This window comes from Actinomadura sp. 7K507 (assembly GCF_004348425.1).
In the GTDB taxonomy this organism is placed as follows: domain Bacteria; phylum Actinomycetota; class Actinomycetes; order Streptosporangiales; family Streptosporangiaceae; genus Spirillospora.
Genome location: NZ_SMKK01000064.1, coordinates 1 through 12,728, shown reverse-complemented (window position 1 = coordinate 12,728; position 12,728 = coordinate 1). Strand labels below are relative to the sequence as shown.

The window sequence follows — 12,728 nt, the reverse complement described above, 5'->3', positions numbered from 1 at the left end:
TGCGTTCATTGCCACAGTGGCGTTGGTGACTCGTGGACGTCGCCGGTGGAGGCGAAGATCAGGTAGCGGTCGAAGTCGGTCGCGAACCAGCGGTCGTGGGTCACGGCCAGCACGGTGCCCGAGTAGGACGCCAGTCCCTCTTGGAGCGCTTCGGCGCTGGCGAGGTCCAGGTTGTCGGTCGGCTCGTCCAGTAGGAGAAGCGTCGCGCCGGACAGTTCGAGGAGCAGGATCTGCAGCCGGGCCTGCTGGCCGCCGGAGAGCGTTTCGAACGGACGGGAGCCGGCGGGGGCCAGTTCGTAGCGGGCGAGTGCGGCCATGGCGTCGTTGCGGGTCAGTGCGTTCTCCGACATGACGATTTCCGCCGGGGTACGGCCGTGCAGGTCCGGGCGTGTGTGCGTCTGGACGAAGAGGCCGGGGACCACGCGGGCACCCAAGCGGAAAGCTCCGGTGTACGGGATGTCGTGTCCGGCCAAGAGGCGCATGAACGTCGATTTGCCTGAGCCGTTGGAGCCGAGTACCGCCACACGTTCGCCGTACCAGATCTCGGTGTCGAACGGGTGGGTCATGCCGGCCAGTTCGAGGGACTCGCAGATCAGGGCGCGTTTGCCGGTGCGGCTGCCGCGCAGGCGCATGCGCACGTTCTGCTCCTTCGGGGCGCTCTGCGGTGGTCCTGCCTCCTCAAAGCGTTGCAGGCGGGTGCGGGCGGCCTGGTAGGAGGAGGCGACCGCGTCGTTGTTGGCGGCGCGCTGGCGGAGTGTGTGGACGAGTTGCTTGAGCCGCTTCTGCTCCTCGTCCCAGCGGCGGCGCAGCTCGTGGAGGCGTTCGGTACGGTCGCGGCGGGCTTGCGCGTATCCCGCGAACCCGCCGCCGTGGACCCAGACGTCCCGGGACTCCACCGTGACGATGCGGTCGGCCACGTCGGCGAGCAGGCGCCGGTCATGGGAGACCAGCAGGACGGTCTTGCTCGTGGCGCGCAGCCTTCCTGCCAGCCAATCCTTGCCGGGGACATCTAGGTAGTTGTCGGGTTCGTCCAGCAGGAGGACCTCGTCGGGGCCGCGCAGGAGGGCCTCCAGGACGAGGCGTTTCTGTTCGCCGCCCGACAGTGTGGTCACGCCGCGGTCCTTCACCTCGTCGAAGGGCAGGCCTAGCGCCGCCGTGGTGCAGGTGTCCCAGACGACCTCGATGTCGTAGCCGCCCGCGTCGGTGTAGTCGGTGATGGCCTGCGCGTAGGCGATCTGGCTGTGCTCGCCGTCGTCCAGTTCCCGCTCGGCTCGCGCCAGCCGCTCCGCCACGGCCTGGACGGTCCCCGGGGCCACCGAGAGCAGGAGGTCGTGGACGGTCCGCCCGTCGCGGACGCTGCCGATGAACTGGCGCATGACGCCTATGCCGCCGGAGCCCGTGACGACGCCGGAGGAAGGCTGTATGTCCCCCGCGAACAGGCGCAACAACGTTGTCTTCCCGGCGCCGTTGGGGCCGACGAGTCCCGCGTTCACGCCGTCCCCGACGCGGAACGAGACGTCGTCCAGGAGGAGCCGGCCGTCGGGAAGCGCATATGTCAGCCGGCTCACCTCGATGTGTCCCATGGCACCGCCTCGTACGTCGTTCGAGTGACTGGATCAATGATCTAGTGCCCGTCCAATGTACTAGCATGAGGCGCATGACCGAGAGCGTGTGGCTGCGTCAGAACCGTCCCCGGCGGGAGGCGCCGCCCCTGACGCGGGAGCGGATCGTCGCCGAGGCCGTGGCGCTGCTGGACGAGGAGGGCGCCGGGCGTCTCACGATGCGCCGGCTCGCCGAGCGGCTCGATACGGGTTCCACGACGCTCTACTGGCACGTCAGGACGAAGGACGACGTGCTGGAGCTCGCGCTCGACGCCGTCTTCGGTGACGTCCCGATTCCCGAGGGCGGGACGGAGTGGCGCGCCGACGTGGTCGCGCTCATGTCGGGCTGGCGTGCCGCGATGCTGCGCCATCCCTGGTCGGCGACGATCCTCGGTGGCCGCCCGCTCCTCGGCCCGGAGGTCCTGGCCCGGACCGACTTCCTGTACGCCGCCCTGGCCACGACCGGGCTGACCGGCACGCGGCTCGCGGGCGCCGCGTACGCGGTCGCGAACTATGTCATCGGCTCGGCGCTCATGGAGGTCGGGGCCCAGCGCGGCGATGAGCCCGACGCGGACAAGGCCGACACCCAGAAGGCCGACACGGACAAGGCCGACACAGAGCAGGCCGACACAGAGAAGGCCGCCGAGGAGCATCTCGCCCGCAATCGCGACCGGTATCCGAACCTCGCCGCGCACGGCCATCTCAGCGGCGCCGAGTGGGACTCCGCGTTCGTCCAGGGGCTGGACTACATCCTGGACGGTGTGGCCCGCCGCCCCTGACCCGGCCGGCGGCTACCGGGCGGGTCTGTCCGTGGCCCCCGTGGGGAACTCCTCGGTGCCGAGGACCAGCAGGAGTTCCAGGCGCTCGCGGGCCTCGGCGTCAGCGGGGGTCAGCACCAGCAACTGCTGCCTCTGGTCGGGGGTGACCAGGGTTTCGCAGTCCATCAGCACGTGGCCCACCCGCGGATGCGCGAAAGTCTTGCGGTCGGCGCGGCGGACCGCCACCTCATGCTCGGCCCAGAGCCGGCGGAACTCGGCGCTCTCGGCCCGGAGCCGGTCGACGAGTCCGGCGACCTCGGGGTCGCCGGGGCGGCGGCCGGCGGCCGCGCGCAGGTCGGCCACGAGCTGGCGGGCCTGCTCCTCCTGCTCTCCGGGCGGGGAGAGGCGGGCGGCCGGGTCGGTGAACCACCGGTACACGATGTAGCGGTGGTCGCCGGAGAAGCCGGTGTGGTCGCCCGCCAGCAGGATGGACGCCCGGTTCTGCGCGAGGACCTCGCCCAGGTCGGACACCACCATGGCCGGGGTGTCGCGGAGGAGGTCGAGCATGCGGATCAGGCCGGCGCGGGCGAGTTGTGCCACGCCGTCGGCGGGCGGCGGGCGGTGGCCGGCCAGGTGGAAAAGGTGGTCGCGCTCGTCGTCGGACAGGCGCAGCGCCCGGGCCAGCGCGCCGAGCAGTTGTGTCGAGGGCTGGCTGCTGCGGCCCTGCTCAAGGCGGACGACATAGTCCACCGACATGCCGGCGAGCATCGCCACCTCTTCCCGGCGCAGGCCCGAGGTGCGGCGGCGGGGGCCGTTCGCGAGGCCCACCTCGGCCGGGCGGATCGCCTCGCGGCGGCGGCGCAGGAAGTCGGCGAGCTCGTCACGTTGCATGACCCCATGCTCCCTCGCGGCGGGCCGCCTTATCCAGGGAGCGGCCCTCCCACGATGAACGCTCCGCTTTCGCGTGTCCCGGGCCCGGCGCAGTGTGGATGACGACATCGAGAAGGCGACATCTGGAAAACGGCGTCGAGAAGAAGGCGACATCGAGAAGTGGAGAACGTCATGAAGACACGAAACCTAAGCCGCACCGGGCCGGCCGTCTCCGCGCTGGGCCTGGGCGCGATGGGCATGTCGGACGCCTACGGCCCGGCCGACCGCGCGGAGAGCATCGCGACCGTGCACGCGGCGCTGGACGCCGGCGTCACCCTGATCGACACCGGCGACTTCTACGGCATGGGCCACAACGAGCTCCTGCTCGCCGAAGCGCTGCGCGGCCGGGACAGGGACGGTTACCAGCTGAGCGTCAAGTTCGGGATGATGCGGGGGCCCGGCCCCGGCATGGGCGGGCATGACGGGCGTCCCGAGGCGGTGAAGAACTTCCTCGCGTATTCGCTGACCCGGCTGGGCGTGGATCACATCGACGTCTACCGTCCCGCCCGGCTGGACCCGGAGGTGCCGATCGAGGAGACGGTGGGCGCGGTCAAGGAGATGATCGACGCCGGGTACGTGCGGCACCTCGGCCTCTCGGAGGTCGACGCGGCGACGGTCCGGCGGGCGCACGCCGTGCACCCGGTCGCCGACCTGCAGATCGAGTACTCGCTGATCTCCCGGGCGGTGGAGTCCGACGTCCTGCCCACGCTGCGGGAGCTCGGCATCGGGATGACGGCGTACGGCGTCCTCAGCCGCGGCCTCATCTCCGGGCACTGGTCCGCCGGCGGCAGCGGCGCCCCCGGCGACGGCCGCGGCGCGATGATGCCGCGGTTCTCCAGCGGGAACGTGGAGCACAACCTCGCGCTCGTGGACGCGCTCCGCCGGGTCGCCGAGGCGAAGGGGTGCACCGTGGCGCAGCTGGCCATCGCCTGGGTGGCCGCGCAGGGCGAGGAGATCGTGCCCCTGGTCGGGGCCCGCACCCGCGAGCGGCTGGCCGAGGCGCTGCCCGCGATCGAGCTGGAACTCACCGCCGGTGACCTCGCCGAGATCGAGAAGGCGGTGCCGCTCGGCGCGGCGCGCGGCGACCGGTACCCGTCCCTGTTCATGGACAACCTCGGCGCGGGCAACTGAGCAGCCCGGCTCCCCGGCGGGGCCCGCTCCACCGCGGGCCCGGCCGGGGGCGGCCGTCAGCCCCCGGCGAGTTCGACGACCTTCAGGGCGGGCGCCTTGGTGATCTCGTCAGAGCAGAAGCGTTCGGTGACCCAGCGTTTCCCGGAGAAGAGGCGGGTCTGGTCGGCGTAGTGCGGGGAGGTCGGGTCGGCGGACTGCGAGTACGTCATCAGGGTCCGGGTGTCGGGGCAGCGGTCGCCGTCGAAGGAGACGACCTGGAGGTAGCTGGAGCCCGTCCTGACCTCGGTGTAGCCCTTGCCGGGCGTCCACGTGGCCTCGATCTTGTTGAGGATGCCCTGCGCCTCCGTGCCGCCGCCGATCGGGATCCGCCGGCCGTTGCGGGTGACGTACTGGTGGTCGCCGAGGGGCGCGTCGAGGGGGATGTTCGACTTGCGCAGTTCGTCGACCGCGTCGATCAGCGCCTTGCGGGCCGCCCAGGAGCCGGTGTTGAAGTCGCGGGGCGTGTTGACCGGGTCGGACGCGTCGAACGGTGTCCTCCACAGATCCCAGGCGGCGGTGGCCTTGCGCCAGTAGCGGTCGAACAGGAGGGCGCCGCGGCTGCCGGTGTCGGCCTTTGCGTCCCACTCGGCGAGGACGTCGCAGGGCTCTCCGAGGCGCATGTCGCGGCACATGGCGACGGTGCCGTCGGCGGCGAGTTCGCCCGCGAGGCTGCGGTTGGCGAACACGAGGTCCTGCATGTCGGTCCGGGTGAACCCGCTCTCGTCGAGTTGGTCCTGGACGGCGACGAGGCCGCTGCGGGTGCGCAGGCTGCGGACCGCGTTCTCGTTGCCGATGATGCGGTCGTAGCCGGTCAGCGGCTTCTCCGGATTCGCCAGCCAGTGGCTGTCGTTGGAGTTGGTGACGTAGTCGGCGCGGTTCAGCACCGGATAGCGGTCCGGGTCGAGGATGCCCGGCTGGACGGTTCCGGGGGCCTTGCCCGGCGCGCAGGACGATCGGGTGCCGTCCAGGATCGCCAGACCGGCCTGGCGGTACGTCAGGTGGCCGAGGAGGGAGTTGCAGCGGTTCGCGAACTCGTCGGTCACGTTGGGCAGCACCTGGATCTGGGCGAACAGCGCGTTGCCCCGCGAGTCGGCGGCGATGGTGTTGACCCAAGGCAGGCCTTGCGTCTGCTTGAGCGCGCGGACGGCGTCGCCGGTCGTGCTGGCCCGACCCAAGGCGAGCGAGGTGTTGGCGAGGCGCACGTTGGTGGCGTTCGGGTCGGTGATCGCGTACGCGTTCCACGTCGTCCACGGAAGGTCGACGGCCGAGACGGACGTGACGATCGGGCCGTAGCGGCTGCGCCACTGCGTCTTCGTGACCGGTTCGAGCGAGCCGTCCTTTTGTCTGACCTGGACGGTGACCCGCCGCTTGGTCATCTTCTCCTTCTTGCCGTCCACGAAGTAGGACGTCGGGTCGCCGGGCACCAGGCGCAGCTCGCTCAGGGAGAGGGGCACGCCTTTGGCGACGGTGTGGCTCCACAAGAAGGTGGAGTTGTGGCCGATGTTGACCACGGGCGAGCCGAGAAGGCCTGCTCCGCTGACGTCGAACTTGCCGGGGATCGTCTGATGCATCTGCCAGAAGCGCCGCCCGTTGTGCCACGGGTAGTGCGGGTTGCCGAGGAGGATCCCGCGCCCGTTCGCGGTGGCCTGGCGTCCCACGGCGATCGCGTTGCTGCCCATGCCGGCGTCCGGCAGCAGGTTCCGGGCGGCCCTGGCGGTCTCCTGCGGCGACTGCGTCTTGCGCCGCGGCGCGTTCTCCGTGGGCGGCGCTGCCTCGACGATCTGGTCGGTGACCATTCCGGACCCACCGAGCATGGCGAGGGCGTAGCCGCTGCGCTGGGCGTCCAGTTCGGTGATGGGCCGCAGCCATGGTGCGCCCTTGCACGCCGGGTCGGTGATCGTGCCTTCGCGCAGGAACCGGTTGTATCCGGCCGCCCAGCCCCGGCTCAGCTCGCGTACCTCGGCGGCCGGGCCGTAGGGGGCGGGCGCGGCGATCAGCTTCTCGATGACGCCGCTGTCGTTGACGGCCGTGAAGAACACGTCGCTGGCCAGATTGGTGGACGCCGACGAAAGCGACCCGTCCGGTGCGGCGTCCGGACCGAAGTACTTGGACCGTTCGCCGCTCAATGTGACGACGCCCTGCGCCATCAGGCAGATGTTGTCCTTCGCCGCCGCGTAGCCCGTGCCGTATCCGAGGCCGGCGTAGTCCTTGGCCGTGATGTGGGGGATGCCGTACTCGGTGTACCGGATCGTCGCCGACATGCCGCGCTCGGCACTCAGCTCCGTGGCGCCGGCGGAGGCGGTCACCGGTGCCAGGACAGCGGCGGCGAGCACGGCGGTTCCGGCCACGCGCAGGGGGGTCTCGGCCACGCGCAGGGGGGGTCGCGGCATTGCGGCTCCTCGATCACAGAGCCCCGGCAAAGATCACAGAGGCTTCGCAAAATTCGCACACGCGGATGACTCTGACAACCCCTGAAACTCAAGGAGCCAGGCCGGGCAGGTCGGCGGCGTGGTCGTGGAGGTAGGCGGCCAGCGTCTCGGGGATCAGGGAGATCGTCGCCAGGCCGGCGGGCGTGCAGGGCACGAGGTCGACGTCGTAGCGGCCCTTGGCCGGGTCGTCGAACTCGGGGCCGTGCCGGCGGGACAGGTCCATCGAGGTCAGGCGGCACACGTAGAAGGTGTTGAGGCGGTACAGGCCGGAGCCCTGCTCCCCGCAGGCGAAGACCTGGCGGACGGCACCGGCGGTGGCGCCGAGTTCCTCGTCCAGCTCGCGCCGCAGCGCGGCCTCGGGAGAGGCGTCGGCGGGCTCGACCTTGCCTCCCGGAGTCGTCCAGTAGACGGGACGGCCTTCGCGGGTGCGCCGGATCAGGACGAGCGCGTCACCGTCCAGCAGGAGGGCGCGGACGGCGCGCCGCACCCGCACGGGCCCGCTCACGAGTTCAGGCCCCTCACGAGTTCAGGCCCGCTCACGAGTTCAGGCCCGCTCATGAGTTCAGGCCCGCTCATGAGTTCAGGTAGGCCAGGACCGCGAGGACGCGGCGGTGCCCGCTGTCGGTGTGCGGCAGGTCGAGCTTGGCGAGCACGGCGCCGATGTGCTTGCTGACCGAGCGCTCGGTGATGACCAGGGTGGCCGCGATCGTGGCGTTGTCGAGGCCCTGCGCCATCAGGCCGAGCACCTCCCGTTCGCGGGGGGTGAGCGCCTGCAGCGGGTCCTGGCGGGACGTCATCAGCTGGGACACGACCTCCGGGTCGAGGGCGGTGCCTCCGGCGGCGACGCGGTTCAAGGCGTCCAGGAACTCGTCGACGCGGCCGACGCGGTCCTTGAGCAGGTAGCCGACGCCTTCCGCGCCGCCCGCGAGCAGCTCGGCGGCGTAGGTCTCCTCGACGTACTGCGACAGGACCAGCAGCGGCAGGCCGGGGAGCCGCTTGCGGGCCTCGACGGCGGCGCGCAGCCCCTCGTCGCGGAAACCCGGCGGCAGCCGGACGTCGAGGACGGCGGCGTCCGGGCGGTGCTCCAGCAGCGCGGGCAGCACGTCGGGCCCGCTGCCGGCGACGGCGACGACCTCGTGCCCCTCGGAGTTCAGCAGCATGACGAGCCCCTCGCGGAGCAGGACGTTGTCCTCGGCGATCACGATCCGCACGGCAGGTCCACTTCGAGCGTCGTTCCTTCCCCGTCGGGGCTGTCGATGCGCGTCGTCCCGTCGAGCGCCGCCACCCGGCGGCGGATGCCGGCGAGGCCGCTGCCGCGCCCCGGGTCGGCGCCGCCCCGGCCATCATCGCGCACCGTGATCGTGAGGCGGGCTCCTTCGCGCCGGACCGTGACCCATCCGTGCCGGGCGCCGCTGTGCTTGGCGATGTTGGTGAGGGCTTCGGCGACGACGAAGTACGCGGCGGCCTCGACGGCGGCGGGCGCCCGCCCGGCCCCGTTCATGCCGACGTCTGCTTCAACGGGGATCGGCAGCCCGGCGGCGAGCGCGCGCAGCGCCCCTGCCAGGCCCCGGTCCGACAGGATCGGCGGGTAGATCCCGCGGATCACCGTCCGCAGTTGCGTGAGCGCCTCCTCGATCCCCTCTCGGGCCTCCAGGAACAGCGCCCGGGACGCGTCGGGGTCGCCCTCGAAGCGGCGGTCGGCGAGCCCGAGACGCAGCATGGCGGCGACGAGCTGGGCCTGCGTCCCGTCGTGCAGGTCCCGTTCGATGCGGCGAAGCTCGGCGCCGTGCGCCTCCAGCGCCCCGGCCCGGGTCTCGGTGAGTTCCTCGACCCGCTCGGTGAGGCTCGTGCGGGTCGTGGGGCTGAGCAGTGCCTCCGCCAGCCGGGCCTGCCAGCGGACGAACCGCGGCACCAGCCAGAGCAGGACGAACAGGTAGAGGGCGCCCTGGACGAACGGCAGCGTCAGCGCCTTCGGCCAGCTGTCAAGCGTGATGAACGCCGCCTGGGAGCCCTCGGGCGCGGCCCACCACCACAGCGGGAGCGAGAACGAGAGCGGCGTCGCCGGCCACAGCGCCACCGCGATCACCGCGGCCTGGAACGCGGTGAGCCCGTGCACGACCATCCAGGCCGCGTCCCGCCAGGTGGACGGCGACCGCAGCACCCGGCGCGCCTCGCCCATGCCGTCCCCCTGGGGCGGCGCGTACGGCGCCGGGATCTCGCGGCCCAGGATGCGGCCGGCCCTTCGGCGCTCGGCGTTCGCGAGGGCGTGCAGCGGCTTCACGGCCGACGGCAGCCACGGGAGGGCGATGAAGATCAGCACCAGGCAGGCCGTCAGCGGCACCAGCCCGAGCATCGCCGGCAGGCCCGTCCGCAGGGCGCCGGCCAGCAGGCCGGTCGCTTCCGCGGCACGCCTCAGGGCGCCCCTCACGTCGGTCATCTCGATGGTCGCGGTCATCTCGGAACTCACCGTATGGGACGGTGCGGCGCCGCGCGCCAGGGCGTGCACCCCAACGGTGGTGTAGCCGGCTACACCACCGATCGGGGAGAGCGCGGCAATGTGCCGGGCCCCCTTCGGAACTTAGGTTTGTCCAGGTGAGAGACGGAATCCGACGGAGGGGACCCATGACGACGATGACGGCCGACGCCACCGCGGCCACCGCGCGCACTGCGGGCCGGGAAGGGCTCGGCCTGGAATCGGTGAGCCTGGAGTCGGTGAGCCTGGAGTCGGTGAGCAAGACCTACGGCGCGGTGCGGGCGCTGGACGGCGTCACCTGGGCGTTCCCGCGCGGCACGTTCACCGCGGTGATGGGGCCGTCCGGGTCGGGCAAGAGCACATTCCTGCACTGCGCGTCCGGTCTCGACCGCCCGAGCGAGGGCATCGTCCGGATCGGCGGCGTGGACATCGGCGGGCTCGGCGAGGCGAAGCGGACGGTGCTGCGCCGCGAGCGCATCGGGTTCGTGTTCCAGGCGTTCAACCTGATCCCGTCGATGGACGTCGAGAAGAACATCACGCTGCCGCTTCGGCTCGGCGGTACCGAACCCGATCCGGCGTGGCTGGACGACGTCGTCCGGCGCGTCGGGCTCGGCGACCGGCTCCGGCACCGCCCGTCCGAGCTGTCGGGGGGCCAGCAGCAGCGCGCGGCCATCGCCCGCGCCATGATCACCCGCCCGGAGGTGGTCTTCGCGGACGAGCCGACCGGGGCGCTCGACCCGCGCACGGCCCGCGACGTCCTGCGGATGCTGCGCGAGGCGGTCGACGTGGCCGGCCAGACGCTCGTGCTGGTCACCCACGACCCGATGGCGGCCGCGTGGGCCGATTCCGTCGTGTTCCTCAGCCGCGGCCGGATCGTCGACGAGCTGGCCGCCCCCACGGCATCGGCCGTCATGGACCGCTGGGAGACGCTGTGAGGGCCGGTGGCGCGCGGGACCGGGGAGCGTTCGCCGGGATCTTCGTGGCGCTGGCGTTCGCGGCCGCGCTTGTCGGGGCGTGCGGGGTGCTGCTGGAGTCGGCGCTTCGCGCCCATGCGCCGGTGGAGCGCTACGGCGCGGCCGCGGCGGTCGTCACCGGGCCGCAGAGCGTCGAGCACAAGGTCAAGCGGCTCGGTGAGGCCCCCGCGGAGCAGAGCCGGCCGCTGCCCGAACGGTCCCGCGTGCCGGTCGGCGCGGCCGCGAAGCTGCGGGCCGTCCCCGGTGTCCGGGGTGTGGTCGCGGACGTGTCGTTCCCCGTGCTCCTTTCTTCGGGCCGGGCGGTGACGGGCCACGGTTGGCAGTCGGCCGCCCTGCGCCCGGACGGCCTGAGCTCGGGGCGCGCTCCGCGGGCGGCGGACGAGGTCGTGCTGAGCCGGTCGGCCGGCGTCCCGGCCGGCGGGACGGTCCGGCTGCATGCCGGCGGGACGACCCGCCCCTACAAGGTCACCGGGCTCGTGGCGGGCGGCGGGCCCGCGGCGTTCTTCACCACGGCGACGGCCGCGGGCCTGTACGGGCACCCCGCGCGGGCCGACGCCCTGGTGGTGCTCGGCGGGAAGGTCGACGAGGACGCGCTGCGCGCGGCCGCGCCGGGCCTCACCGTGGCGACCGGGGCCGCGCGCGGCGACGCCGAGGACCCGGCCGTCGCCGCCGCGCGCCCGGACATCGTGGACATCGCCGCCTCGTTCGGCGGCGTCGCGGTGATGACCTCGCTCGTGGTCGTCGGCGGACTGATCGTCCTGTCGGTGCGCGAGCGGGCGCGCGAGTTCGCCCTGCTCCGGGCGGTCGGCGCGACGCCCCGGCAGGTCCGGGGACGGCTGCTGCGCGAGACGGCGGGGGTCGGGGCGCCCGCCGCCCTCACCGGCGGCGTCCTGTCCCTGGCGCTCGGCGCGGGGATGCACGCCGCGATGGTCCGCAAGGGCGTGCTACCGGACGGCTTCGACCTGTCGCTCAGCCCGCTGCCGGTGCTGGCCGCGTTCGCGATCACGCTGCCCGCGGCCCTCGCGACCGCGTTCCTCGCCGCCCGCCGGGTGTCGCGGATCCGTCCGGTGGAGGCGCTCGGCGAGTCCGCCGTGGAGCCCGCCGGTCTGCCCCGCCTGCGGGTCGTCACCGGCGTGGTGTTCCTCGTCATCGGCCTGAACGCGCTCGGGTTCGCGGCCACCGCCACCGGCCCCACCGCCGCCGCCTCCCTCGGCGGCCTGGTCATGGCGCTGATCATCGCGACGGCGCTGCTGGGGCCGCTGATCGCCCGGTTCGGCAACCGGGTGCTGGGCTGCGCGGCCAGGGGCGTCTCGCCGGTGGCCGGGCGGATGGCCCAGGACTCCGCCGGCGCCGCCTCGCTGCGCGCCGGGTCGCTCATCACGCCGGTTGCCCTGGCCGTCGCGTTCGCGGGCGTCCAGCTGTTCGCGCAGACCACGATCGCCCACGCGACCGAGGCGCAGGCGGAGGACGGCGACCGCGCCGACCAGATCGTCGTGGCGTCCGGGCCGGGACTCCCGCAGGGCGTCGCCGAGGCGGTGCGGCGCACTCCGGGGGTGACCGCCGCGACGCCGGTCAAGCACACCACCGTCGTCATGCCGGTCGAGGAGCTGGGCGAGGAGACCCTGCGGTCGCTGAACGCCCGTGGCGTCGGCGCGGACGCCGCCGCCACCATGGACCCGGCGGTGTCGTCCGGCCGGCTGGGCGACCTCCGGGCCGGCACGGTCGCGCTCAGCCGGGACGTCGCCGCCGGGCACGGCGTCGGCTCCACGGCGACGCTGTGGCTCGGCGACGGCACGAAGGTCGAGGCCCGCGTCGCTGCCGTGTACGACCGGGGGCTCGGCTTCGGCGACGTGCTGCTCCCCCACGCCACGGTCACCGCGCACTCCTCGTCCCCGCTCGACGACGAGGTCCTCGTCCGCGGGGACGGCGATCTGGGGGCGGTCACCGCCGCGTACACCGGGACCCGCGTGGCCGGGCCGGACGCCATCGGGCAGAGCCTCTCGCGGGAGCTCCGGCTCCAGGGATTCGTCGGCCAGGTCGTCGTCGCCGCGATCACCGGGTTCATCGTCATCGGGCTCGTCACGACGCTGGCGCTGGCGACCGCGGCGCGGCGGCGCGAGTTCGCGCTGCTGCGGCTGGTCGGCGCGACCCGCGGGCAGGTGCTGCGGATGCTCCGGCTGGAGGCCGCGATCGTGCTCGGCACCGGCGTCGCGGCCGGGGCCCTCATCGCGGCGGTGACGCTGCCGGTGTTCGCGACGGCGGTCGCCGGCGTCCCGCTGCCCTCGGTCTCGCCGGTGGCCTGCGCGGCCGTCCTCGCCGGCGTGGCCGGATCCGGCGCCGCCGCGATCATGCTGCCGGCGCGGGCCGTGCTGCGGCGGCGCGCCTCCCCGGCC

10 protein-coding genes are annotated in these 12,728 nt (G+C 73.1%); 4 read left to right on the top strand and 6 right to left on the bottom strand.

The window, feature by feature from the left end:
- Positions 1–5: 5 nt before the first annotated feature.
- Complete coding sequence (locus E1285_RS16560; RefSeq protein ID WP_132152941.1) at positions 6–1,583, bottom strand: ATP-binding cassette domain-containing protein; 1,578 nt, start codon at positions 1,581–1,583, stop codon at positions 6–8.
- A gap of 74 nt (positions 1,584–1,657) precedes the next feature.
- On the opposite strand from E1285_RS16560, the gene E1285_RS16555 reads away from it, so the two are divergent.
- Positions 1,658–2,380, top strand: coding sequence for a TetR/AcrR family transcriptional regulator (locus E1285_RS16555; protein WP_243722826.1), 723 nt, complete (start codon positions 1,658–1,660; stop codon positions 2,378–2,380).
- Between the two features lie 12 nt (positions 2,381–2,392).
- On the opposite strand, the gene E1285_RS16550 is transcribed toward E1285_RS16555, so the two are convergent.
- Positions 2,393–3,250, bottom strand: coding sequence for a helix-turn-helix transcriptional regulator (locus E1285_RS16550; RefSeq protein WP_132152937.1), 858 nt, complete (start codon positions 3,248–3,250; stop codon positions 2,393–2,395).
- 171 nt (positions 3,251–3,421) lie between these two features.
- Between E1285_RS16550 and E1285_RS16545 the strand changes: the two genes are divergently transcribed.
- Positions 3,422–4,420, top strand: coding sequence for an aldo/keto reductase (locus E1285_RS16545; protein WP_132152935.1), 999 nt, complete (start codon positions 3,422–3,424; stop codon positions 4,418–4,420).
- Between the two features lie 56 nt (positions 4,421–4,476).
- Here the strand turns inward: E1285_RS16545 and E1285_RS16540 are convergent, their stop codons facing one another.
- From E1285_RS16540 to E1285_RS16525, 4 genes are all read right to left on the bottom strand, one after another.
- Positions 4,477–6,849 (bottom strand): penicillin acylase family protein, encoded by a 2,373-nt coding sequence (locus E1285_RS16540; protein ID WP_132152933.1) that lies wholly within the window; start codon positions 6,847–6,849, stop codon positions 4,477–4,479.
- A gap of 88 nt (positions 6,850–6,937) precedes the next feature.
- A complete protein-coding gene (locus tag E1285_RS16535; protein ID WP_132152931.1) occupies positions 6,938–7,393 on the bottom strand; it encodes an NUDIX hydrolase in 456 nt (151 codons plus the stop codon).
- A 67-nt stretch (positions 7,394–7,460) separates the two neighbouring features.
- A complete protein-coding gene (locus E1285_RS16530; protein ID WP_132152929.1) occupies positions 7,461–8,099 on the bottom strand; it encodes a response regulator transcription factor in 639 nt (212 codons plus the stop codon).
- Entirely contained in the window at positions 8,087–9,355 is a 1,269-nt protein-coding gene (locus E1285_RS16525; protein WP_243722825.1) for a sensor histidine kinase, read from the bottom strand. The genes E1285_RS16530 and E1285_RS16525 overlap by 13 nt, the downstream gene beginning before the upstream one ends.
- Positions 9,356–9,510: 155 nt before the next feature.
- Between E1285_RS16525 and E1285_RS16520 the strand changes: the two genes are divergently transcribed.
- Positions 9,511–10,296: an ABC transporter ATP-binding protein gene (locus E1285_RS16520; protein WP_243722824.1), complete on the top strand. Its 786-nt coding sequence runs from the start codon at positions 9,511–9,513 to the stop codon at positions 10,294–10,296.
- Positions 10,293–12,728 (top strand): FtsX-like permease family protein (locus tag E1285_RS16515; RefSeq protein WP_132152927.1); only part of this gene is annotated, 2,436 nt, incomplete at its 3' end. The genes E1285_RS16520 and E1285_RS16515, both read left to right, overlap by 4 nt.

Excerpts from the sequence above, each read along its gene's own strand:
- E1285_RS16560 (WP_132152941.1), bottom strand. The coding sequence starts at position 1,583 with ATGGGACACATCGAGGTGAGCCGGCTGACATATGCGCTTCCCGACGGC.
- E1285_RS16540 (WP_132152933.1), bottom strand. The coding sequence starts at position 6,849 with ATGCCGCGACCCCCCCTGCGCGTGGCCGAGACCCCCCTGCGCGTGGCC.
- E1285_RS16545 (WP_132152935.1), top strand. The coding sequence starts at position 3,422 with ATGAAGACACGAAACCTAAGCCGCACCGGGCCGGCCGTCTCCGCGCTG.
- E1285_RS16520 (WP_243722824.1), top strand. The coding sequence starts at position 9,511 with ATGACGACGATGACGGCCGACGCCACCGCGGCCACCGCGCGCACTGCG.
- E1285_RS16555 (WP_243722826.1), top strand. The coding sequence starts at position 1,658 with ATGACCGAGAGCGTGTGGCTGCGTCAGAACCGTCCCCGGCGGGAGGCG.
- E1285_RS16550 (WP_132152937.1), bottom strand. The coding sequence starts at position 3,250 with ATGCAACGTGACGAGCTCGCCGACTTCCTGCGCCGCCGCCGCGAGGCG.